General features: G+C 62.7%; 19 protein-coding genes and 8 tRNA genes. 6 read left to right on the forward strand and 21 right to left on the reverse strand.

Translation table 11 applies throughout. The annotated features are described in order from the left end of the window. Nucleotides 1–25 precede the first annotated feature (25 nt). The 3 genes from ACP7DW_RS26205 (at nucleotide 26) to dbpA (ending at nucleotide 3,674) form a co-directional block, all read left to right on the forward strand. The gene (locus tag ACP7DW_RS26205; protein WP_426057360.1) at nucleotides 26–1,690 is read left to right on the forward strand and encodes an acid phosphatase; all 1,665 of its coding nucleotides are present in this window, start codon (nucleotides 26–28) and stop codon (nucleotides 1,688–1,690) included. Between the two features lie 217 nt (nucleotides 1,691–1,907). Then, on the forward strand, nucleotides 1,908–2,144 hold the full coding sequence (locus ACP7DW_RS26210) for a hypothetical protein (protein ID WP_071078230.1): 237 nt from the start codon (nucleotides 1,908–1,910) through the stop codon (nucleotides 2,142–2,144). A 102-nt stretch (nucleotides 2,145–2,246) separates the two neighbouring features. Next, nucleotides 2,247–3,674, forward strand: a complete 1,428-nt coding sequence (gene dbpA / locus ACP7DW_RS26215; RefSeq protein ID WP_426057359.1) for an ATP-dependent RNA helicase DbpA — start codon at nucleotides 2,247–2,249, stop codon at nucleotides 3,672–3,674. Here dbpA and ACP7DW_RS26220 read toward each other — a convergent pair. The 4 genes from ACP7DW_RS26220 to ACP7DW_RS26235 form a co-directional block, all read right to left on the reverse strand. Continuing rightward, nucleotides 3,661–4,203: a hypothetical protein gene (locus ACP7DW_RS26220; protein ID WP_426057358.1), complete on the reverse strand. Its 543-nt coding sequence runs from the start codon at nucleotides 4,201–4,203 to the stop codon at nucleotides 3,661–3,663. The two genes, dbpA and ACP7DW_RS26220, sit on opposite strands and share 14 nt — an antisense overlap. Continuing rightward, the gene (locus ACP7DW_RS26225) at nucleotides 4,196–4,774 is read right to left on the reverse strand and encodes a hypothetical protein (RefSeq protein ID WP_426057357.1); all 579 of its coding nucleotides are present in this window, start codon (nucleotides 4,772–4,774) and stop codon (nucleotides 4,196–4,198) included. The genes ACP7DW_RS26220 and ACP7DW_RS26225 overlap by 8 nt, the downstream gene beginning before the upstream one ends. A gap of 42 nt (nucleotides 4,775–4,816) precedes the next feature. Beyond that, nucleotides 4,817–6,193 (reverse strand): cysteine--tRNA ligase, encoded by a 1,377-nt coding sequence (cysS, locus tag ACP7DW_RS26230; protein ID WP_426057356.1) that lies wholly within the window; start codon nucleotides 6,191–6,193, stop codon nucleotides 4,817–4,819. 249 nt (nucleotides 6,194–6,442) lie between these two features. Then, nucleotides 6,443–7,684: an MFS transporter gene (locus ACP7DW_RS26235; RefSeq protein WP_426057355.1), complete on the reverse strand. Its 1,242-nt coding sequence runs from the start codon at nucleotides 7,682–7,684 to the stop codon at nucleotides 6,443–6,445. Between the two features lie 127 nt (nucleotides 7,685–7,811). On the opposite strand from ACP7DW_RS26235, the gene ACP7DW_RS26240 reads away from it, so the two are divergent. Further along, a complete protein-coding gene (locus tag ACP7DW_RS26240; RefSeq protein WP_426057354.1) occupies nucleotides 7,812–8,642 on the forward strand; it encodes an AraC family transcriptional regulator in 831 nt (276 codons plus the stop codon). 207 nt (nucleotides 8,643–8,849) lie between these two features. Here the strand turns inward: ACP7DW_RS26240 and aqpZ are convergent, their stop codons facing one another. The 17 genes from aqpZ to ACP7DW_RS26325 all read right to left on the reverse strand — a co-directional run bounded on the left by aqpZ (nucleotide 8,850) and on the right by ACP7DW_RS26325 (nucleotide 18,695). Then, a complete protein-coding gene (gene aqpZ / locus ACP7DW_RS26245) occupies nucleotides 8,850–9,539 on the reverse strand; it encodes an aquaporin Z (protein WP_426057353.1) in 690 nt (229 codons plus the stop codon). Between the two features lie 221 nt (nucleotides 9,540–9,760). Beyond that, nucleotides 9,761–10,171 carry a GNAT family N-acetyltransferase gene (locus ACP7DW_RS26250; RefSeq protein ID WP_426057352.1) on the reverse strand — a complete coding sequence of 137 codons (411 nt, stop codon included), beginning with the start codon at nucleotides 10,169–10,171 and terminating at the stop codon, nucleotides 9,761–9,763. After that, entirely contained in the window at nucleotides 10,171–10,629 is a 459-nt protein-coding gene (locus tag ACP7DW_RS26255; protein WP_426057351.1) for an Ivy family c-type lysozyme inhibitor, read from the reverse strand. The genes ACP7DW_RS26250 and ACP7DW_RS26255 overlap by 1 nt, the downstream gene beginning before the upstream one ends. A 65-nt stretch (nucleotides 10,630–10,694) precedes the next feature. Further along, entirely contained in the window at nucleotides 10,695–11,105 is a 411-nt protein-coding gene (locus tag ACP7DW_RS26260) for a hypothetical protein (RefSeq protein ID WP_426057350.1), read from the reverse strand. 35 nt (nucleotides 11,106–11,140) lie between these two features. Next, on the reverse strand, nucleotides 11,141–12,271 hold the full coding sequence (locus ACP7DW_RS26265; RefSeq protein WP_426057349.1) for an amidase family protein: 1,131 nt from the start codon (nucleotides 12,269–12,271) through the stop codon (nucleotides 11,141–11,143). Between the two features lie 157 nt (nucleotides 12,272–12,428). Next, entirely contained in the window at nucleotides 12,429–13,004 is a 576-nt protein-coding gene (locus ACP7DW_RS26270; RefSeq protein ID WP_071078242.1) for an elongation factor P, read from the reverse strand. A gap of 135 nt (nucleotides 13,005–13,139) precedes the next feature. Then, the gene (gene earP, locus ACP7DW_RS26275; RefSeq protein ID WP_426057348.1) at nucleotides 13,140–14,309 is read right to left on the reverse strand and encodes an elongation factor P maturation arginine rhamnosyltransferase EarP; all 1,170 of its coding nucleotides are present in this window, start codon (nucleotides 14,307–14,309) and stop codon (nucleotides 13,140–13,142) included. 94 nt (nucleotides 14,310–14,403) lie between these two features. Then, a tRNA-Glu gene (locus ACP7DW_RS26280) sits at nucleotides 14,404–14,479 on the reverse strand. Between the two features lie 70 nt (nucleotides 14,480–14,549). Then, nucleotides 14,550–14,625: transfer RNA gene (locus ACP7DW_RS26285), tRNA-Glu, on the reverse strand. 122 nt (nucleotides 14,626–14,747) lie between these two features. After that, nucleotides 14,748–14,823: transfer RNA gene (locus ACP7DW_RS26290), tRNA-Glu, on the reverse strand. 677 nt (nucleotides 14,824–15,500) lie between these two features. Continuing rightward, nucleotides 15,501–15,576, reverse strand: a tRNA-Ala gene (locus ACP7DW_RS26295). A gap of 50 nt (nucleotides 15,577–15,626) precedes the next feature. Then, nucleotides 15,627–15,702: transfer RNA gene (locus tag ACP7DW_RS26300), tRNA-Glu, on the reverse strand. A 51-nt stretch (nucleotides 15,703–15,753) separates the two neighbouring features. Then, nucleotides 15,754–15,829 (reverse strand) — tRNA-Ala (locus ACP7DW_RS26305). Nucleotides 15,830–15,963: 134 nt separating this feature from the next. Then, a tRNA-Glu gene (locus ACP7DW_RS26310) sits at nucleotides 15,964–16,039 on the reverse strand. A gap of 67 nt (nucleotides 16,040–16,106) precedes the next feature. Then, nucleotides 16,107–16,182 (reverse strand) — tRNA-Ala (locus tag ACP7DW_RS26315). A gap of 124 nt (nucleotides 16,183–16,306) precedes the next feature. Continuing rightward, a complete protein-coding gene (gene gltX, locus ACP7DW_RS26320; RefSeq protein ID WP_426057347.1) occupies nucleotides 16,307–17,713 on the reverse strand; it encodes a glutamate--tRNA ligase in 1,407 nt (468 codons plus the stop codon). Between the two features lie 70 nt (nucleotides 17,714–17,783). After that, nucleotides 17,784–18,695, reverse strand: a complete 912-nt coding sequence (locus ACP7DW_RS26325) for a LysR family transcriptional regulator (protein ID WP_426057346.1) — start codon at nucleotides 18,693–18,695, stop codon at nucleotides 17,784–17,786. A gap of 167 nt (nucleotides 18,696–18,862) precedes the next feature. On the opposite strand from ACP7DW_RS26325, the gene lysA reads away from it, so the two are divergent. Then, on the forward strand, nucleotides 18,863–20,113 hold the full coding sequence (lysA, locus tag ACP7DW_RS26330) for a diaminopimelate decarboxylase (protein ID WP_426057345.1): 1,251 nt from the start codon (nucleotides 18,863–18,865) through the stop codon (nucleotides 20,111–20,113). A 63-nt stretch (nucleotides 20,114–20,176) separates the two neighbouring features. After that, the gene (locus ACP7DW_RS26335; RefSeq protein ID WP_426057344.1) at nucleotides 20,177–21,742 is read left to right on the forward strand and encodes a phospholipase D family protein; all 1,566 of its coding nucleotides are present in this window, start codon (nucleotides 20,177–20,179) and stop codon (nucleotides 21,740–21,742) included. Nucleotides 21,743–21,895: the final 153 nt, after the last annotated feature.

A 21,895-nucleotide genomic window follows, 5' to 3' on the forward strand; every position in this document is an offset into this window, starting at 1 on the left:
AACGAATGACACCCAAGGAGAATGTGTGAAGGACCTCGCCCCCGCCCTGCCAGCCGATCCGGCCGACCAACCCGCCAATCCCTCGCGCCGGCGCATTTTTCAGGCCGCTTCCGCAGTCGGGCTGGCCGCCAGCCTGCCGGCGCTGGCCGACGCCGCGCCCGCGAAGAAAACCATCGCCAAGGGTTCGCTCGACGCGAAACTCAAGGCCCACGTCAAGAACGTGGTGGTGATCTACCTGGAAAACCGCAGCTTCAACAACCTGTTCGCCAACTTCCCCGGCACCAGCGCGCCCCTGTCCGCCGTCACGGCGGAACAGGCGCGGCAGCTGGACCGCGATGGCAAGCCGCTGGCCACCCTGCCGAAGATCTGGGGCGGCCTGGTGCCGAACCAGCAAAATATCGGCGGCATCGATTACCTGATCAAGGAAGAGCAGATTTCCGGCCTGCCCAACGCGCCCTACAAATTGAGCGACGCGGCCGGCAAGCCCCTGCCCGAGAGCATCATCACGCGCGACCTGGTGCACCGCTTCTATAACAACCAGATGCAGATCAATGGCGGCAAGAACGACGGCTTTGCCGCATGGGCCGACAGCGGCGGCCTGGTGATGGGCCATTACGGCGAAACGTCGAAAAACCTGAACCTGTGGCAGATCGCCGAACAGTACACCTTGTGCGACAACTTCTTCATGGCGGCCTTCGGCGGCTCCTACATGAACCACCAGTTCCTCGTCACGGGCCGCGCCAACGAATATTTCAATGCAGCCGAGACGGCGGCGAAGAAAAAGATCGCCGTGCTGTCGGACGGTCCGCAAGGCGTGCGCCTGGCGATTGCTCCCGACTGCCCCGCCTCCGCGCTCGACGGCAAGCCGAAGTACGTCAACGACGGCGCCCTCACGCCGGACGGCTATGCCGTCAACACCATGGCGCCGCCATATCAACCGAGTTACGTCCGCCCGGCCTTCGACGGCGATCCGCTGCATGCCGACCCGGCCGACGCGAACACCCTGCCGCCGCAAACCTATGACACCATCGGCGACCTGCTGTCGCGCAAAGGCGTCAGCTGGGCGTGGTATGGCGGCGGCTGGCAAGCGGCGCTCGACCACAAGGGCGGCGGCAGCAAGCCGAACTTCCAGTTCCACCACCAGCCGCTGAACTACTTCAAGCAGTTCGCGCCCGGCACGGCGGCGCGCGCCGAACATTTGCGCGACGGCGGCACGGGCGACAGCCCGATCTCGAACAAATTCCTCGCCGCCGCCGTGGCGGGCAAGCTGCCGGCCGTGACTTTCTACAAGCCGCAGGGCAACCTGAACCTGCACGCCGGCTATTCGGATATCGAGTCGGGCGACCAGCATGTGGCCAACATCATCCAGCATCTGAAGGAATCGCCGCAGTGGAAAGACATGATCGTGGTGATCACGTTCGATGAAAACGGCGGCTGGTGGGATCACGTGGCGCCGCCGAAGGGCGACCGCTGGGGTCCGGGCACGCGCATTCCCGCCATCGTCGTCTCTCCGTACGCGAAAAAAGGCGCCGTCGACCACAGTTTTTATGACACGACGTCGATCCTGCGCCTGATCACGCGCCTGCACGACCTGCCGCTGCTCGAAGGCTTGAAAGTGCGCAACGACGCCTTCGCGGCGCGTGGCGCGCTGCCGCCCGGCGATTTGACGGGCGCCCTGAGCTTCCGTTAATTGAGCAACGGCGCCCCACACGGTGCGGCACGCCTGTGATACACTGCGTGCCGCACTTAAATCCGCAGGTCTGCTTTCCCTGCCGATAATATTCACAATGAGCCCGACTCCAGTAGCCGGGCTTTTGTTTTGTGGATGAAGTTAAAGCGTATAGACATAGGCGGGCAGCACCTTGCCCGCCCCTTGGCTTTCGCAGGCCAAGGACAGAGGTTAGTAAATGAGAGATAAAAAAGACAACGCCACCATCGACTTGCCCGGCTTCGGCCCGCTGCCAGCGCACGAGGCGCCAGAGCCGGCGCCGGAACCGCAGCGCCGCACGCGCGCGCGCAAGGTGGCCTTGAAGCAGGTGCAGCTCGAATTGCTGGAGCCGACCGACGCCACGGGCCTGCCCGTATGGACGCGCGACGCCGGCCTGGATCTCACCGGCTTGCCCATCTGGGCGCCCGATAATTAATCCCATGCCGGCGGCCGTTTGCCGCCGGCTTCCACACCACCGCACAAGGGCGTAAGCCTGTAGACTGTGCCCATCCACCCGCTTTTTACCGGCTCCGCCCCTATGAACACCACCACTGACACCACCCATTCCTTTGCCAGCCTGCCGCTGACGCCCGCCTTTTTGGCCAATCTGGACTCGCTCGGCTACCACGAGATGACCACCATCCAGGCGCAAAGCCTGCCGGCGGTGCTCGATGGCCGCGACCTGATCGCCCAGGCCAAGACGGGCAGCGGCAAGACCGCCGCCTTCGGCATCGGCATCCTGCACAAGCTCAATCCGGCCTGGTTTGCCGTGCAGGGCCTGGTGCTGTGTCCCACGCGCGAACTGGCCGACCAGGTGGCCAATGAGCTGCGCCGCCTGGCCCGCGCGGCCGGCAACATCAAGATCCTGACCCTGACGGGCGGCGCGCCGATGCGCCCGCAAATCGCCTCGCTGGAACACGGCGCCCACATCGTCGTCGGTACGCCGGGCCGCATGCGCGACCACCTGGGCCGCGGCACCATCAACCTGAACCACGTGCAGACCCTGGTGCTCGATGAAGCGGACCGCATGACGGACATGGGCTTTTACGAGGAAATCGCCGGCATCGTCAGCGCCTGCCCCGCACGCCGCCAGACCCTGCTGTTCTCGGCCACGTATCCGGAAGACATCCGCCGCGCCACGGCATCGTTCCTCGTCAATCCGCTGGAAGTGACGGTCGAGGCGCAGCACGACAACGACAAGATCGAGCAGCGCTTCTATGAAATCGGCTTCGACGAGCGCAATGGCGCCGTCGGCAAGCTGCTCAAGCACTTCAAGCCGGAATCGACCTTGGCCTTCTGCAACACCAAGGTGCATTGCCGCGAACTGGCCGACGAACTGCGCCAGCAAGGCTTTTCCGCGCTGGCACTGTATGGCGAGCTGGAACAGCGCGAGCGCGATGAAATCCTGGTGCTGTTCGCCAACCGCAGCTGCTCCGTGCTGGTGGCCACCGACGTCGCCGCGCGCGGCCTCGATATTTCCGACCTGGGCGCCGTGATCAACGTCGACGTCTCGAAAGACACGGAAGTGCACATCCACCGCATCGGCCGCACGGGCCGCGGCAGCAAGAAGGGCCTGGCCCTGTCGCTGTGCGCGCCGAACGAGAAAAAATGGGTCAAGCTGATCGAGCAGTACCAGAACAGCGCCGCCGAATGGCACGACCTGAAGGAGCTGGCGGAAGATGACGGGATCGAGGCGCTGCCGGCGCCGATGGTCACCCTGTGCATCATGGGCGGCAAGAAGGACAAGCTGCGTCCGGGCGACTTGCTGGGCGCGCTGACGGGTGACGCTGGTCTGACCAAAGAGCAAGTGGGCAAGATCAACGTGTTCGAGTTCATGACCTACGTGGCGCTCGACCGCAAGGTGGCCGAAGCGGCCTTCAAGCGCCTCAACGCCGGTAACTCCCTGGGCCGCGACTTCGGCAACATCAAGGGCCGCAGCTTCAAGATGCGCTTTATCGAGGCGTAAGCTGCTGCAATGCACGCAGGGCCGCCATGGTCCTGCGTCCCGGGTAATCGTCCCACACGGGATATTGCCCGCGGTAGTAGCAGCTCCAGTAACTGATGCTGCGCCGCTCCAGGGTCGCCACATACGTGGGGTTTTCCCGCAGGTAGCGCGCCAGCGCCTGCGTATTCCAGGCCGGCAGCGCCGCGCCAATCACCTCGACAATCTCCAGCACGTATTCGCCGCACAGGTGCACGACGAACGGCACCGTCCACGCCCGCTCCTGCAGCAACAGCTGTCTGACACACGCTTCGCGCAGATGGCCGTCATGGTGGCGCGTGCCCAGGCACAGGGCGACCACGCCAGCGTCGCCTGCCAGCCGCGTACAGGCCAGTAGCTGCTCGCGGTCGTAGTACGTGCGCGTCGGAATCAGCAAGGCCTCGCCATTCTGATACACGGCAAATGGCGGGTGTGCCCGGCTGCTGCCCAGCGCGGGCAGCAGCTGCGTCACCGTGACGGCCAATGCGGCTGGAAAGGCGTGCGCTTCAGCCATCGCGCCCCTCCCGGCACACCTTGCGTACACCCAGCGCGGGCTGGTCCATCTTTTCAAAGATCACGTTCGAATACCATGCGGCAGGATCGCCTTCGGTGGGCTTGCCCAGCGAAATATAAAAGCCGCCATGCGTGAACAGGGCCGTGGTTTCCTTGCCCGGCGTGGCCCCCTGCAGGAAGGCCGGCCAGGCCGCCTTGTCGACTGGTGTAAAACGCGCGGCCAGCAGCGCCAGCAAGCGCGCGTGCGTGGCCGGCGCATACGGGAACAGATACAGGTATTCGACCAGCTCAGCGCCATCGGCCAGGCGCGTGACGGCGGCCGTCGCGGCATAGGCCGTCCCCTCGTCGCCGCCAAAGCGGCACAAGGTGCCGCCGCTGTAGGCGAAGTCGATGACGGTCGCCGGCGCGCACGCCTGCCGTTCGCGGTCGACACCGACGGGCGGCAGCGCGCGCACTTGCGCCAGCAGCGTCTCGCCCGATGTAGCCAGTGCTGGGAAGCCCGGACACTCGCTGGCCGCCTGCGCGGCAGAAAAGGCCAGGCAACAACTCAATAGCAGCACACGACGCTTCACGGCATCTCCAGTGTCATCAGGCGGCCATTATGCAGGACATCTTCACAAAGGCCGCGCCTGTTGCCCTTGCGGCGTATCGTCGATGTCATAGCCGGCCGCGCGCGCCAGTGCACGCAAACGGTCCGCCTCGGCCCACTGGCGCTGCGCGCGGGCGCTGGCCCGCTGCGCCATCCATGCCAGCACCGGCGGCGGCACGTCCACCTGTGCCGGCTGCCAGGCCAGCAGATCGAGTCCCAGCGCCGTATCGAAGCGGGCCATGGTGGCCTTTTTCACGCCGTCGGGCAGATCGCTTTTCAGCAGCTCCCAGGCCACGGCCAGCGCGCGCGGAAAGTTCAGGTCATCGTTGACGCAGCTCATGAAACGCTCATGCCATGCAGGATCGGCCTCGCCGTCCGCAGCACCGAGGCCATGCACGGCCACGCGCAGGCGCGCCAGGCCGCTGGCGGCGGCACGCAGGGCGTCGTCGGTGAAATTGAGGCTGCTGCGGTAATGGGCGCCCAGGCACAGGTAGCGATAGGCCAGCGGATCGACGCCCTGCTCCACCAGGCTGTGCAAGCGCAAAAAGTCGCCCGAGGATTTCGACATCTTCGCATCCTGGGTCTTGAGGAAGGCGCCATGCAGCCAAAAGTTCGCCAGGCGCGTGCCGTGGCGCGCTTCGGTCTGCGCGATCTCGTTGCTGTGGTGGACGGCCACGTGGTCTTCGCCGCCGCAATGGATGTCGAAATACGTGCCCAGGTGTTTTTCCGCCATGGCCGAGCATTCGATGTGCCAGCCGGGGAAACCCAGGCCCCACGGGCTGTCCCACTCCATCTGCCGCTGACCCGGTACGCCGCTGAACTTCCACAGCGCGAAGTCGCAGATATCGCGCTTCTCGCCCAGTTCCACCCGCTTGCCCGCCTGCAGGCCGTCGCGGTTCAGGCGCGCCAGCTTGCCATAATCGTCCTGGCGCGTCGTGTCAAAATAGATGCCATCGTCGGTGCGGTAGGTATAGCCCTTCGCTTCCAGGTCGCGGATGAAGGCGATCTGTTCCGCGATGTGGTCGGTGGCGCGGCACCAGACGCTGGGCGGCAGGATATTCAACTGGCGCAGATCGTCCTCGAACGCGCGCGTAAATTCCGCCGCGATGTCCCAGGCCGACTTGCCGCTGCGGGCGCTGCGCGCCTCGATCTTGTCGTCGCCGCTGTCCGCGTCCGACGTCAAATGGCCCACGTCCGTGATGTTCATCACATGGCGCACCTGCAAGCCGTTGAATTCCAGCGCGCGGCGCAAGCCGTCGACGAACAGATAGGTGCGCAGGTTGCCGATGTGCGCGTAATCGTAGACGGTGGGACCGCAGGCGTACAGGCCCGCCTGGCCCTGGGCGATGGGTTCAAACGGCCGCAGGCTGCGGCTATACGTATCGTACAAATGAAGTGTCATGCGGGACTTTCATGCGCGTTGCGGAAAAAGAAAATGGCCACAGGTTTTTCAACACTGTGGCCATCGAATGAGGAGTAAAAAGTTTAACGGCGCCGGGCCGCATCCTCACGGGGCCAGGTACACGGACACAGCGCAGCGGCGGCGCCGGATGCAAAGCCGGATGCAAAAACTGGAGGGAGGATGAAAGTGCTCATGGGATAAATATCGCATGCGCGCGGGCGGGCCGTCAAGCCCTCCCGCGTCACCCGCTTATTTTTTCGCCTGCCCGATATGCGGCAACAGCACCGTCAATATGCCCAGCAGCGGCAGGTAGGAGCAGATTTTGTACACATAGGCGATGCCCGCCACGTCGGCCAGGTGGCCCATGGCGGCGGCGGCGATGCCGGAGACGCCGAACATCAGGCCAAAGAAGATGCCCGCGATCATGCCCACCTTGCCCGGCACCAGTTCCTGCGCGAAGACGACGATGGCGGAAAAGGCGGAGGAAATGACGAAGCCGATGATCACCGTCAAGACAGCCGTCCAGAACAGGTCGACATACGGCAGCAGCAGGGTGAACGGTGCGGCGCCCAGGATGGAAATCCAGATCACGCGCTTGCGGCCGATGCGGTCGCCGATGGGGCCGCCCATGAAGGTGCCGGCCGCCACGGCGGCGAGGAACAGGAACAGGTACAGCTGCGCCGCGCCGATGGACAAATGGAATTTGTCGATCAGGTAAAACGTGTAATAGCTCGACAGGCTGGCCATGTAGATGTACTTCGAGAACACCAGCAGGGCCAGCACGCCCAACGCTTGCAACACCTTGTTGCGCGACAAGTTCGGCCCATGGCCGCCCGCCTTCGGCTTGAAGCTGGCCAGATGGCCGCTGTACCAGTGGCTGACCTTGTACAGCACGCCGATGGCCAGCACGGCGAGCAGGCTGAACCAGGCGATATTGCCCTGGCCACGGTTCACGATGACGGCCGCCGCCAGCAGCGGTCCCAGCGCGGAACCCACATTGCCACCCACCTGGAACAGCGATTGGGCAAAGCCGTAGCGCCCGCCCGAGGCCATGCGCGCCACGCGCGATGCTTCCGGGTGGAAAGTCGAGGAACCGACGCCGATCAGGCCCGAAGCGATCAACAGGGTCGGGAAGGTCGAGACGATGGACAGCATCAGCACGCCGGCCAGGGTAAAGCACATGCCGACGGGCAGCAGGAATGGCAGCGGACGGCGGTCCGTGTACAAGCCGATCCAGGGCTGCAGCAACGATGCCGTGCACTGGAACGTCAGGGTGATGAGGCCGACCTGGGTAAAACTGAGTGAAAACTCGGCTTTCAGCATCGGGTAAATCGACGGCAATAATGCCTGGATCAGGTCATTGAGCAAATGCACGAAGGCGACGGCGCCCAGGATGTGCATGGCCAGACCGGATGGTTGTTGGGAACGATGAAGCGAGGGGGCCGCCGGCACGGGCGTGGCCAATGCTGGGGCAGGTGTGGTTGTGTGCATGTGTCATCCGCAATAATCGGGCACGGCGGGCGGCCCGGCAAAGAAGCCAGTATAGTATGGTCGCTGAACTGACAACTTCCAATAATCGTCGCCCAAGTGACAACCAAGAGACTAGCCCACGCCCCACATGTACAGCCCCCCAACCGCCCAGACCCACCCCGATGGCGTGCCGTTCAGCCGCAGCACCAGCTCACACGATTACCAGCACGTGCCGCGCCCCGTGACGGCCATGTCCCGGCAATATGCGCTGGGCGACTATACGGCGCCGCACAGCCATGTGCGGGCGCAACTGCTGTATGCGACGCAAGGCGTGATGCGCGTCTCCACCGGGCACGGCGTGTGGATATTGCCGCCCCGGCGCGCCCTGCTGATCCCCGTGGGCGTCGTGCATGAAGTCCATATCTTGAGCGAACTGAGCATGCGCACCGTGTATATCGATGCGCAGGTAGCGGCCCGGTATGGCGCCGATTGCAAGGTGCTGGAAGTGAGCCGGCTGCTGCGCGAGCTGATCCTGGCCTTGCTGGCCGAACCGATCGAGTATGCGCTGGCGGGGCGCGGCGACTGGCTGGCGCACCTGATCCTGTCGGAACTGGCGGCCGCCGATACCGTGCCGCTGGCCATCCCCTGGCCGCGCGACCGCCGCCTGGTGGCCGTCTGCTCGGCCATCATGAGCGCACCGGGCAGCCGGCGCAGCATCGAAGACTGGGCGCAGGATGCGGGCGCCAGCGCGCGCACCCTGATCCGTCTGTTTCCCAAGGAAACAGGCTTGCACTACCGCCAATGGCTGCAGCAAGTCCACCTGGCCGAGGCATTTTGCCGCCTCGACCGGGGCGAAGGCGTGGCCGCCATCGCGTATGCGCTGGGCTACGCCAGCCCCAGCGCCTTCAGCGCCATGTTCCGCCGCATCCTGGGCCGCACGCCGCAGCACTACCTGAGCGAGTGGCGCGCCGCCGATTAAACGAAAAAGCAGCCCGCAGGCTGCTTTTGTCCAGTCGTTTGCCGGCAATTGTCGGCTTACGCCCTGCGGGCTAAGCCGACCTACCGCACCGGACATGGCGCCAATGATGGACGCCACCGTAGGTCGGCTTAGCGTGGCGCAGCCGCGCGTAAGCCGACAAGCTACGCTGTTGGCATTGTCGGCTTACGCCCTGCGGGCCAAGCCGACCTACTCCTTCTCGCCAGCAATCAAGCGGTAGGCCAGCGCGCCCAGCAAGGCGCCGATGATGGGTGCCAGCCAGAACAGCCACAACTGGCTGGTGGCCCAGTCGCCCACGTACAAGGCCACGCCCGTGCTGCGGGCCGGGTTGACGGAAGTGTTCGTCACGGGAATGCTGATCAGGTGGATCAGGGTCAGCGCCAGGCCGATCGGCAGTGGGGCAAAACCGGCCGGGGCGCGCCTGTCGGTGGCGCCCAGGATGACGATCAGGAAGAACATCGTCAGCACGATTTCAATCACCAGCGCCGACAGCATCGAATAGCCGCCCGGCGAATGGGCGCCATAGCCGTTCGAGGCAAAGCCCTTGCTGACATCGAAACCGGCCTGGCCGCTGGCGATCACATACAGCACGCCGCCGGCCACGATGGCGCCCAGCACTTGCGCGATGATGTACTGCAACAGTTGCTTGGCGGGAAAGCGGCCACCGGCCCACAGGCCGATCGAGACGGCTGGATTCAAATGGCAACCCGAGATGTGGCCGATGGCGTAAGCCATGGTCAGCACCGTCAGGCCAAACGCCAGCGCCACGCCGGCAAAACCGATGCCAAGGCCGGGAAAGGCTGCCGCCAGCACGGCGCTGCCGCAACCGCCCAGCACCAGCCAGAACGTGCCGAGAAACTCGGCGCCATATTGTTTCATGATGGATTCCTTTAAAGTGACGAGAAAACGTGCAGGGACGACCAATCGGACCGCTCACCACCTTTGCCTGCGCTTGGGGGGGGGCGACGACAAAGCACAGCACCAGCAACACCACACGCTGCAGAGCACGAATAATGACATGACGTCATTATCAATGCAACACTATTTCGTATAATAATGCCAATAGTTTTCTTGCCATTTAAAGGTTTTTTTGATAATTATTAAGGCGCGGGGCGGCGCATGTATTTTTGCGGCGCCTCCAGCGGCGCAAAACCAAAGCCCGCATACAGGCCATGCGCGTCGTCGGTCCCCAGCATCCAAACGACACCACGCAAGCGCGCATCGCCGAGCACGGCGGCCACCATCTGCTTGCCATATCCGCGCCCTTGATATCGCGGCAGCACAAAGACATCGCGCAGGTAGGCGAAATCCGTGTAATCGGTGATGACCCTGGCGAACGCCACTTGCTGACCATCGACATAACCGCCGAAACACAGCGCGTTGTCGATCCCCTTGCGCACCGCGTCTATCGCCACGCCGCGCTTCCAGTACGACTGCTCGCTCAGGTAGCGATGGATCATGGGCACATCCAGTTCGTCGCGGTCACTGGAGATGCGCAGCGGCGCGTGCATCAGTTCTTGAGCAGCAGATCGGCTTCGGCGATGCTGGGTTCGCCGAAGTAGACGGTGCGCGAGCCGCCCTTGCCATCGCTGCCGATATACACGCCTGTCATGCTGCGCTCGGCCGGGTCGTACAAAATGCTATAGCGGTGGCCGCAATTGTGCGGTTCGCAGACGCTGCTGAGCAGGCGCGCCTTGCCGTCGATCTCGACAGGCTTGAGCGGACTGGCCACGCCGTTCGGCACCCAGCGCTGCCGCTTCAGGCCCGCCTTTTTCAAGCCCACATTGAAGGCATTGCGAAACGCGTAGTCCGCCTTGTAGACGTCGGGGAAATACGGGCAGGTATGGCCGCCATCGCAGCTTTGCGCCTGCTCGATCAGCGACAGTTTGGGTGTGCGCGCTTGCGCCGGCATGGCGGCCAGCGCCACGGCGGCGACCAGGAACAGAGGGGACAACAAACGTGCGGACATGACTTCTCCTAAAAGCATTCGGTAATGCGGGCAGCATAGCAGAATGCCATGCTGGCACACCCGCATCAGGGAGCGCAGCGGATGCCGACGACCCCGTTGACCTTGCCTTCCGGCCAGCCCGTCTCGCGCCAGCGATACACGCCGGGCGCGACGATAATCAACTGCCATTCCACCAGCTTGCCAGCGGCATTGAGGCGCGTTTCATTGTCATAGCGCAAAGTCAGGCTGCGCTCCGTTTCCGCCACCACGGTTGCGGCAAAGCGGTTGGTTTCACCGAGCTTGCTTTTCCAGGTGCGGTCGTTGAAGATCGCCAGCCGCTGATGATCGTCCGACAGCTGCATGCGCGTAAAGTGCCGCGCTTCTTCGCAAACACTGCTCGTATTCACGCTGTCGGACCAGCTGCCAGACAGTTGCGCGGCATCAAAAGGAGTCGGGGTGGCGGCCACGGCCGCACTGAGCAGCAAGGTTGCGAGCATAGTTTATCGAAAGAAAGCGAAAAGTATCATCATGGTCAACGCAGCGCCTGCGTGATGCTGGACGGTAATGCCGGCGTGCGCCGGTGCAACGTCGCCTGTTCATAGGCATAGGCCATCGCGATGAGCGGCATGTCACCGTGGGCAGGTCCGATGAAGGACAAACCGACGGGCAAGCCCTCCACCACGCCGGCAGGCACCGTAATCTGCGGCATGGCGCACTGCGCCTGCGAGACGCCATGGCACGTGGGTCCCACCAGCGCATCGAGTTCATGCGAACACAGCAACGCCGCGATGCCGCCTGGCCCGGGCGCAGGCGGCGTCTCGATCAGTTCCGCGCCCTGTTCGCGCAGCACCAGCAGTGCCTGCTCGATCACGGCATCGGTCCCGGCACACTGGCCGAACAGGTGGCGCGCCACGCCGATGCGGCGCCCAAGCAAGCCGGCGGCGTCGAGCACCATGCCATCGGCCAGGCGCTCGCCCGTCAGGGCAGCGAGCAGCCAGGCCGCTTCACGCACGCTGGGCGCCATCGGTCCGGCCGTGGCTGGCTCGCCGCCCTGCCCGGCGACTGCCCTGCCCGTGGGTTTGATGGCGACCAGGCCGCAGTTTGAAGCAGGCGCGACAATGGAGCCGTCCGCCGCGCTGTCCACGGCCAGGATGGTCAGGCCGGCCCAGCTGGCACTGGCATGCGGCACGCTGACGGCGGCCCACTGGCGCAAATTGCTTTTGCCGATGATGACGGCGCCGGCCGCGCGCAAGCGCGCCGCGACAAAGGAGTCGCAGCTGGCCTGCGTGGCCAGCGGCGCCTGCGTGCGCGTCTTCATGCGGTCGCCGGTGGCGATATTGTCGCGCAAGACGATGGGGATGCCATGCAAGGGGCCGCGCACCTTGTGCCCCTGCCGCTCGCGGTCCATTTCCAGGGCAATTTTCAGCGCATCGGGATTGATTTCAATGCCGGCATAGGCACGCGCGCCGATGCTGCACAGGGAGCGGATACGCGCCAGGTACTGCGACGTCAGCGCATGCGAACTGAGCTTGCCTGCCTGCATCATCTGCTGTTGCGGCAAGACGCCCGCATCGAGCAGGTGGGCCATGGGGCTGGCGGGCGCCGTGGCACGGGCCAATACGGGACGCGACGCGCCACCGCGTAACATCTGACTGCGCTGCATGGTATCTCCAGGAAACTTCAATGTTTCTGCCGCAATAATGTTCTAGCTATAGCATAGCAGTCCTTGCAACACAATTGTTGTCAAAGGTAATTATTTTTTAAGCAAAAAAAACGCTGCCCGAAGGCAGCGTTTCTTGATGATTTGGCACTGGGGCAAATCAGTTGCGTACGACACGCTTGTATTCGTTGGTACGGGTGTCGATTTCGATGACATCGTCCTGTGCCACGAACAGCGGCACTTGCACGATGTGGCGGTGCGCTTCGATGGCGTTCTCGATCTTGGCTTCTTTCAGGACGTTGCCCGAAGTGTTACCCTTGACCGCAGGCTCCGAGTACACCACTTGACGGGCGATGGTCGTAGGCAGTTCAACGGAGATGGCCTTGCCGTCGTAGAAAATGGCTTCGCATTCCATGCCATCCTTCAGGTAATGCAGTGCATCGCCCAGGTTTTCTTCTTCGATTTCATACTGGTTGTACTCGGTGTCCATGAAGACGAACAGCGGGTCGGCGAAGTACGAATACGTCACTGGCTTTTTATCCAGAACAACAACGTCAAACTTGTCGTCGCCGCGGAACACGTTTTCCATCGGGGTGTTCGTCAGAAGATTTTTCATCTTCCATTTGTAGGTGAAGCCCGTGCGGCTCGAACCGTTGACATCAGAACGCAACACGATCATTGGCTTGCTGTCGACCATGATGATATTGCCAACACGAATTTCTTTTGCGGGTTTCATAGGAATGTACGTAAAAAGTGGGTTGCATGAAGACCATCTGCCGCCTGTGCGCCATCAGCGCCGCAAGCTTGCGTTTGATCGGTTAAAAATACGTTAGAAATAACCGGGCATTTTACCTTAATTTTTGGCAAGCGCCTATCTCGTCGCGCCGGCGAACGCCAGCAAGTTACTTGCCAGATCGCCATTGGACTGCATCTGCCGCTGCCAGGCCTGCGCGCGCGCGCGAATGCGCGGCAGGTCGGCCTGCAAGGCGGGCCACAGCTGCGTCCACGGCAAGGCGTCCGCGCTGGCGCCATTCCAGGCCAGCGCCGCCTGCACCAGGCTGTCGATGACACCATCGGCATCGGCCGCATAGCGCTGCAGGAAGGCGCGCAATTTCACGTGATGCAAGTTTTCATCCTGCAAATAGATATGCCAGAGAAACGGCTGGCCGGCCCATTGCGCGCGCACGAAGGAATCCTCGCCGCGCACGAGATTGACGTCGCAGGCCCACAGCAGGCGGTCGTAATCGTCTTGCGGCACGAAAGGCAGCACGCGCACCGTGAGCGCGCCACGCGTGCGCGCCGCACCAGCCGTCGCCGCATCGTCGCCGATAAACGCCTGAACGGCATCGAACGCGACGCCTTCCGGCACCAGGCATATCATGGGCTCGCTGCCCGCCTGCCACACGTCAAACAACTCGGCGACGGGCGCGGACGGGTAACAGAACAGCGATATTTTCAAGGCAGACATTTCCGCAGGACGCACGCCGAATTGCCCGAGGAATGCCGCCATGGCGCCGGCATCGGCCTGGAATGCCAGCCTTTTTTCATCGAGCGCCGCTTCGCGCAGCAAGCCGCCCGTTTTATTGGTAAAACCGGGGAAGAAGAAATGCTTGATCATGCCGTGGCGCGGCGACGTCAGCGCATGGCAGCCCTCGACCCACTCTTCCGCCGTCAAGCCTTCCAGGTTCAGCCACACCGGCTGCGGCGCGCACTGCGCCATGGCGGCGATGTAGCCGGGTGGAATGTCGCAGGCAAAAAACTCGATGACGATATCGGCGATATCGGCCGGCGCAAACACGCCCTCCTGATCGCACCAGTGGCGTACCGTGACGCCGCCTGCCTGCTGCACTGGCGCCGTCACATCGATTTCGGGACAGATGCGCCGGAAACTGGATAAATCGTCGACCCACAGGGTGACGGCGACGCCGTGTTCGCCGCTCAACTGCCGCGCCAGGCGCCAGCAAATGCCGATATCGCCGTAGTTGTCGACGACTTTGCAGAAGATGGCCAGGGATGGCGCGCGATCGGTAGCTAATGGCATATTCAAAGGGAAAGAAAAGACATGGCATGGCAGCAAACAACAAAAAAGCCGCGCTGTTACCAGGCGGCTTTGTTGTTGGCTGATTCAGCCGGTCTGGCGTCCCCAAGGGGATTCGAACCCCTGTACTCACCGTGAAAGGGTGATGTCCTAGGCCTCTAGACGATGGGGACAGAAAATCTGTCCTGGATGCGCTGCTTTGCATCCCGACCTGTTACTTTACTTGCTTACTGCTTGCGAATCTGGCGTCCCCAAGGGGATTCGAACCCCTGTACTCACCGTGAAAGGGTGATGTCCTAGGCCTCTAGACGATGGGGACAGAAATCTGTCCTGAATGCATTACTTCGCATCCTGACCCGGTACTGCAGCAATATGACAGAAACAAAAAAAGCCTGACTTGTCAGGCCCGTTCAGCACTGCACTCACTTTACAACTAAATCCTGGCGTCCCCAAGGGGATTCGAACCCCTGTACTCACCGTGAAAGGGTGATGTCCTAGGCCTCTAGACGATGGGGACCTGTGCTGGCTTACCTCTCAGCGGACTCTTCGTTGAAGGCTTTGCTTAGCCCCTCAAAAAAGCGTGCGCGAAGTTTAACACGAAGCGATTCACGAAATCAACTGCTGGCCTTCTTATTTTCCATCTTATTTGCAGAGATCTCCCTATGTAACAGAAGATACTCATACGATATGGAAATACTGCGTCATTGCAATTTCAGCAGGCGCAAAAAAAAAGCCGCATCAGCGACCTGACATGACTATGGATGTTGATTTAAGGCGACGGTGTTGTCGGATGACGCTGCGCCTAAACCCTTGTTCCATTTGACATTCCTTCTCTGCATCGAAAAAGTGTCAACTTATTCCAGGATGGGTCAGATTTCTGCGCTGTTGATGGAGGTCAGCGGGAGCTAACCCTGACCCCTTGCATGCCATGCAAGCGCACTCACAGCTTAGCCACATTCCCCCGAGGGGTATGGCGGAAATATTTCAGACATAAAAAAAGCCGCTCAAGGCGACTTTGATTATCATGTGATTTCTGCGCTGTTGGCGGAGGTCAGCGGGAGCCAACCCCGACCTCTTGCATGCCATGCAAGCGCGCTCACAGCTTGGCCATACTCCCCCGAGCGAAGAAACCGCCAGCACAAATAAAAAAAGCCGCTCAAGGCGACTTTGATTATCATGTGATTTCTGCGCTGTTGGTGGAGGTAAGCGGGATCGAACCGCTGACCTCTTGCATGCCATGCAAGCGCTCTCCCAGCTGAGCTATACCCCCCGGGCGCAGAAACACTGCTACTTCTTCACTACCACAACACCAGACCGAACTGGCGTCCCCAAGGGGATTCGAACCCCTGTACTCACCGTGAAAGGGTGATGTCCTAGGCCTCTAGACGATGGGGACCTTGGCACTACATTTTTACTTCTACAGTTTGCTGCCTTACTTCCGCGCTGTTGGTGGAGGTAAGCGGGATCGAACCGCTGACCTCTTGCATGCCATGCAAGCGCTCTCCCAGCTGAGCTATACCCCCCGGGCGCAGAAATAATAAAAGCCGCACTTGGCGACTTTGTTCCACTACTTGCTTTCCATCCAGAACCTGTTTTTTACGGGCCTGAACTTACAACAATCAGTACAAACAACTGCCACTACTATACCACAACTACCTGGCGTCCCCAAGGGGATTCGAACCCCTGTACTCACCGTGAAAGGGTGATGTCCTAGGCCTCTAGACGATGGGGACCGCGGAACTTCCAAACAACATCTGCACCACTTCAACGACTAACAAAACCCGACTGCGATTTTGCTGCTGGTGGAGGTAAGCGGGATCGAACCGCTGACCTCTTGCATGCCATGCAAGCGCTCTCCCAGCTGAGCTATACCCCCGTTGGTGCAGAAACAAGAGTATAGCAAAGAAGTTTCACTCTGCAAATACCCTTTTTCGTCTATGAGCAACTTTTCATAGGGGCGGTTTCCGCACGCTGTTTTTACGCATATTTCTACGCGCAGATTACAGCCACTTTGCCAGGCGCGCCAGCACGGTCTCGCGGCCGAAGATCACCACCACCTGGTCGATGGCCGGCGTCTGCAACTGGCCCGTCAAGATCAGGCGCAAAGGCATGGCCAGCAGCGGCATCTTGATGGTGTTGGCGGCCAGCACTTCCTTGATCATGGCGGCGACGGCTTCCTTGCTCCACTCCACCGTGGCGATGCGCTCGGCAAACTGCGCCAGCACGGGCTTGATGGCATCCGTGATGTGCTGCGTTACCAGTTCCGCTTCCGGCTGCGGTTCGCGGAAGAACAGCATCGAGGCGGCAGCCAGCTCATTGACGGTGTTGGCGCGCTCTTTCATCATGCCCAGCACTTGCGCCAGGTCAGGCGCGCCTTCGAAGACGGCGCCGGCGGCGACCATTTGCGGACGCGCCAGGTCGGCCAGACGCGTGTTGTCGGCCTGCTTGATATAGTGGTTGTTCAGCCAGGCCAGTTTTTCATTGTTGAACTGGGCCGCCGATTTCGACAGGTGGTTCAGGTTGAACCACTCACAGAACTGCTCGGTCGAAAATACTTCATCGTCGCCATGGCTCCAGCCCAGGCGCGCCAGGTAGTTCAGCATCGCTTCCGGCAGGAAGCCCTGCGCCGGGTAATCCATCACGCTGACGGCGCCGTGGCGCTTCGACAGCTTCTCGCCGTCCGCACCCAAAATCATCGGCAGGTGGCCGTACAGCGGCAGCGGAGCGCCGATGGCGCGCAGGATGTTGATCTGGCGCGGGGTGTTGTTGACATGGTCGTCGCCGCGGATCACGTGCGTGATCTGCATGTCCCAGTCATCGACTGCCACGCAGAAGTTGTATGTTGGCGTGCCGTCCGGGCGGGCGATCACCAGATCGTCCAGCTCGCGGTTGGAAATCGTGATCGTGCCCTTGACCACGTCGTCCCACGTCACGTCGCCATCGAGCGGATTCTTGAAGCGCACGACGGGCTTGCGGTCGGCAGGGATGGCCGGCAGGGTCTTGCCCGGTTCCGGACGCCAGGTGCCGTCGTAGCGCGGCTTCTCGCCGGCGGCGCGCATGCGCTCGCGCATCGCTTCGACTTCTTCCGGCGAGGAATAGCAATGGTAAGCCGTACCCTCTGCCAGCATCTGCGCCACCACTTCGCGGTAGCGGTCCATGCGTTGCATCTGGTAGAACGGGCCTTCGTCGTGGTCCAGGCCCAGCCACTTCATGCCTTCGATGATGGCTTGCACGGCTTCCGGCGTGGAGCGCTCCACGTCCGTGTCTTCGATGCGCAGCACGAAAGTGCCGCCGAAGTGGCGGGCATACGCCCAGCTGTATAAAGCGGTGCGGGCGCCGCCCAGGTGCAGATAGCCGGTCGGGCTGGGAGCGAAACGGGTACGGACGGGAGTAGCGGTTGTGGTCATCGAAGTAATCAGGCTTGAATAAGTAAAACGCCATTTTACTCTGTTGACCGCCGCCGCTCCACAAGCACCGTCACAGCTGCAGCAGCCGCCTTTTCACTTCGTCCGCCTGCGCATGCAGCGCCTGCTCGAACAGGGCGACCAGTTGCGACAGGGGCCGGTGCAAAGGTTTCACCAGATTCACCGTGAACGGCAAGGACACGGCGAAGCGGCGGATCTGCAAGCCCTGCCCCGCGTAGTCCAGTGCCGTGAGCGGATTGACGATGGCCAGCCCCACGCCTTCGCGCACCATGGCGCAGACGGAGGCGGCGCTGTGCGTGTCGAGCGCCATGCGCCGCTCCACGCCCGCCTGCGCGAAGATGGCGTCGATCTGCTGGCGGTAAGGGTCGACGGCGGCCAGGCTGATGAAAGGCAGGCCCGCGAAGTCCGCCGGCTGCAGCACCGCCTTGCCGGCAAGCGCATGGCCGTCGGGCAGCACACACACTTCATCGACGGACATCAATGTCGCGAGTGCGGTGCCCGGCGGCGCATTGCCCACTTCCGTCAGGCCGATGTCGTGGCGCTGCGCCGACAGCCACTCTTCCAGCAGCGGCGACTCCTGCGGCGTGATGCTGATGCTCACCTTCGGAAACTCAGCGACGAAGCGCTTGCACGCCTGCGGCAGCAGCGACTGGGAAAACACGGGCAGGCAGGCGATCGACAGCTGCCCCTGGTCGAACTGGCGCAAGGCCGCCGCCGTGCTGACGATGCGCTCCAGGCCGAAGTACGCACGCTGCACTTCCTCGAACAGCTGCAGCGCCTGCGCCGTCGGGCGCAGCCGCCCCCGCTCGCGCTCGAACAGGGTCAAGCCCGTCAAGTGTTCGAGGCGCGCCAGCTCGCGGCTGACGGTGGGCTGCGACGTGAGCAGCATCGTGGCGGCCGCCGTCACGCTGCCCGTCGTCATGATGGCGCGGAAGACCTCGATATGGCGCAATGAGATAGTCATGCCCATATCATAAATGAATAAGGTAGCCCTAAATGGATATTTTATGTTTACAAAGAAAACCCGCATCATGATCGGCACGTAGGTCGGATTAGCGCAAAGCGCATAATCCGACACCACCTCCGACACCACCTCCGACACCACCCCACAACACGACAAAGACAACCACCATGAAACCAGTGCCAGACGCCACCCTCGCCCAACTCGCCCAGGAACACGGCACGCCCCTGTGGGTGTATGACGCGGCCACCATCCGCGCGCGCATCGCCCAGCTGGCACAGTTCGACACGGTGCGCTTCGCGCAAAAGGCCAATTCAAATATCCATCTGCTCACCCTGATGCGCGAAGCGGGCGTGCACGTGGACGCCGTCTCGCTGGGCGAGATCGAGCGCGCGCTGCAGGCAGGCTTCACGCCGGCGCAAACCAACGGCGCCGCCGGCCTGGTGTTCACCTGCGACCTGTTCGACCGCGCCACCCTGGCGCGCGTGGCGGCGGCCAAGATCGAAGTCAATTGCGGCTCCGTCGACATGCTGCGCCAGCTGGGCCCCGTGTCGCCCGGCCACCGCGTCTGGCTGCGCATCAATCCAGGCTATGGCCATGGCCACAGCAACAAGACCAATACGGGCGGCGAAAACAGCAAGCACGGTATCTGGCATGAGGAACTGCCGGAGGCGCTGGCCGTCATCCGCGCGCATGGCCTGCACCTGGTCGGCCTGCACATGCATATCGGCTCCGGCGTCGACTACAGCCACCTGGAAACCGTCTGCGGCACCATGGTTGATCTTGTAAAAAACATGGGCCACGATATCGAGGCGATTTCCACCGGCGGCGGCCTGTCGGTACCGTACCGCGACGGCGAGCAGCCGGTCGACACCGACCACTACTTCCAGCTGTGGGACGCGGCGCGCAAGCAGATCGAAGCTCACCTGGGCCACCCGGTACACCTGGAAATCGAACCGGGCCGTTTTTTAGTCGCCGACGCGGGCCTGCTGGTGGCCGAAGTGCGCGCCACCAAGCAAATGGGCGGCAACCATTTCACCCTGCTCGACACGGGCTTCAATGAACTGATGCGTCCCGCCATGTACGGCAGCTACCATGCAATGTCGGTCATCGCGCACGACGGCCGCGCGCTCGACGCGCAGCGTGCCACCGTGGTCGGCGGCCCCTTGTGCGAATCGGGCGACGTGTTTACCCAGCGCGATGGCGGCGTGGTCGAAACCCGCCTCCTGCCCGCGGCGCAGGTGGGCGACTACGTGGTGTTCGAAGGCGCGGGCGCGTATGGCGCGTCGATGTCGTCGAACTACAACAGCCGCCCGCATGCGGCCGAATACCTGGTCGATGGGGCGGATGAACAACACCCTTCGCGTTTGATCCGCCGCCGCCAGACGGTGGCCGAGCTGATCGCGCTGGAACAACTGTAACACCGCGCCCGCGTGCGGGCATGCGCATCTGCTAACATCGGGGCAACTCGATGAAAGCCCGCCATGCCCGCCCAAGTACCTCTTTTCCGCAGCGCCACCCGGTTGCTGCTGCCCCTGCTGCTGTCCGCCATCCTCGCCGGATGCGCTTCATTGCCCTCGCTGGAAGGCCGCATGCCTTCCAGCGTCATCACGGATACGGCGCAGACCAAATTAGCCACGGCCATCGCGCCCATGGTGGCGCAGCATCCCGGCACCTCCGGCATTTACCCGCTGGTCGACGGGCGCGACGCCTTTGCCGCGCGCGCACTGCTGGCCGCCGCCGCCCAGCGCAGCCTGGACGTGCAGTACTACATCTGGCACAAGGACATCACCGGCACGCTGCTGTTCGACGCCCTGCGCCAGGCGGCCGAACGGGGCGTGCGCGTGCGCCTGCTGCTCGACGATAACAACACGGCGGGCCTGGACCAGACCTTGAGCATGCTGGGCAAGCAGCAGCATCTGGAAATCCGCCTGTTCAATCCCTTCGTGCCCCGCGCGCCGCGCGCGCTGGCCTTTGCCACGGATTTTTCGCGCCTCAACCGGCGCATGCACAATAAATCATTCACGGCCGACAACCAGGCCACCATCGTCGGCGGGCGCAACGTGGGCGATGAATATTTTGGCGCGGCCGGCGACGTGCTGTTTGCCGACCTGGACGTGCTGGCCGTCGGCCCCGTCGTCGACGAGGTTTCGCGGGATTTCGACCGCTATTGGAACAGCTCCTCGGCCTACCCGGCCAGCTTGCTGCTGACCAACCCGGTCGACGGCGACGCGGCCACCATCGCCGCCGAAGCGGACCGCATCGACGACACCAGGGCGGCCGAGGAATACGTGCAGGCGCTGCGCACCTCGCCCTTCGTCAGGCAGATGATGGAACGCACCCTGCCCTTCGAATGGGCGCAGACGCGCATGGTCAGCGACGACCCGGCCAAGGTACTGGACAAGGCCCGGCCCGGCACGGGCGTGGCGGACAACCTGCAAAACCTGCTGGGCGTGCCGGAAAAGGAACTCGACCTGGTGTCGCCGTATTTCGTGCCCGGCAAATCGGGCACGCAAGCCTTTACCGACCTGGCGAAAAAAGGCGTGGGCGTGCGCATCCTGACGAATGCGCTGGAAGCGACCGACGTGGCGGCCGTGCATGCGGGCTATGCGAAGTGGAGAAAGCCGCTGCTGGAAGCGGGCGTGCTGCTGTATGAATCGCGCCGCTCGTGGGAAGCCGGTGATGCGCGCGAACAGCCGGGCCGCTTCGGCAGTTCCGCATCGAGCCTGCACGCGAAGACCTTTGCCGTCGATGACCGGCGCATCTTTGTCGGCTCGTTCAACTTCGACCCGCGCTCGATCGAGTTGAACACGGAAATGGGCCTCGTCATCGACAGCCCCGCGCTGGCCAGCCAGCTGGGCCTGGCCATGCGCACCACCATCCCGCAGCGCGCCTACCAGGTGCTGCTGGGCGACGACGGTGCGCTGTACTGGATCGCCCGCGACGCCAGCGGCGCCACCACGCGCTACGACACGGAACCGGGCACCAGCGTGTGGAAGCGCATCGGGGTGGCGATTCTGTCGGTGCTGCCGATAGATTGGCTGCTGTAAGCTGTTTTGCCAACACTGTTGTCGGATTACGCGGGGCTTTGCCCCGCTAATCCGACCTTGTATTATTCCCTTCATGCCGTTCGCGATATTGCGGACGGTATCGACCGCTGTCAAAATCTTGGTAGGCATATCAAGACCGGGTAACTGGATGCC

Source organism: Janthinobacterium sp. PSRC1-1, from assembly GCF_049897525.1.
Lineage (GTDB): Bacteria > Pseudomonadota > Gammaproteobacteria > Burkholderiales > Burkholderiaceae_D > Janthinobacterium > Janthinobacterium tructae.

Coding starts and splice junctions, on each gene's coding strand:
- ACP7DW_RS26210 (WP_071078230.1), top strand. CDS start 1,908: ATGAGAGATAAAAAAGACAACGCCACCATCGACTTGCCCGGCTTCGGC.
- dbpA (WP_426057359.1), top strand. CDS start 2,247: ATGAACACCACCACTGACACCACCCATTCCTTTGCCAGCCTGCCGCTG.
- ACP7DW_RS26220 (WP_426057358.1), bottom strand. CDS start 4,203: ATGGCTGAAGCGCACGCCTTTCCAGCCGCATTGGCCGTCACGGTGACG.
- cysS (WP_426057356.1), bottom strand. CDS start 6,193: ATGACACTTCATTTGTACGATACGTATAGCCGCAGCCTGCGGCCGTTT.
- ACP7DW_RS26235 (WP_426057355.1), bottom strand. CDS start 7,684: ATGCACACAACCACACCTGCCCCAGCATTGGCCACGCCCGTGCCGGCG.
- ACP7DW_RS26240 (WP_426057354.1), top strand. CDS start 7,812: ATGTACAGCCCCCCAACCGCCCAGACCCACCCCGATGGCGTGCCGTTC.
- aqpZ (WP_426057353.1), bottom strand. CDS start 9,539: ATGAAACAATATGGCGCCGAGTTTCTCGGCACGTTCTGGCTGGTGCTG.
- ACP7DW_RS26250 (WP_426057352.1), bottom strand. CDS start 10,171: ATGCACGCGCCGCTGCGCATCTCCAGTGACCGCGACGAACTGGATGTG.
- ACP7DW_RS26255 (WP_426057351.1), bottom strand. CDS start 10,629: ATGTCCGCACGTTTGTTGTCCCCTCTGTTCCTGGTCGCCGCCGTGGCG.
- ACP7DW_RS26260 (WP_426057350.1), bottom strand. CDS start 11,105: ATGCTCGCAACCTTGCTGCTCAGTGCGGCCGTGGCCGCCACCCCGACT.
- ACP7DW_RS26265 (WP_426057349.1), bottom strand. CDS start 12,271: ATGCAGCGCAGTCAGATGTTACGCGGTGGCGCGTCGCGTCCCGTATTG.
- ACP7DW_RS26270 (WP_071078242.1), bottom strand. CDS start 13,004: ATGAAACCCGCAAAAGAAATTCGTGTTGGCAATATCATCATGGTCGAC.
- earP (WP_426057348.1), bottom strand. CDS start 14,309: ATGCCATTAGCTACCGATCGCGCGCCATCCCTGGCCATCTTCTGCAAA.
- gltX (WP_426057347.1), bottom strand. CDS start 17,713: ATGACCACAACCGCTACTCCCGTCCGTACCCGTTTCGCTCCCAGCCCG.
- ACP7DW_RS26325 (WP_426057346.1), bottom strand. CDS start 18,695: ATGACTATCTCATTGCGCCATATCGAGGTCTTCCGCGCCATCATGACG.
- lysA (WP_426057345.1), top strand. CDS start 18,863: ATGAAACCAGTGCCAGACGCCACCCTCGCCCAACTCGCCCAGGAACAC.
- ACP7DW_RS26335 (WP_426057344.1), top strand. CDS start 20,177: ATGCCCGCCCAAGTACCTCTTTTCCGCAGCGCCACCCGGTTGCTGCTG.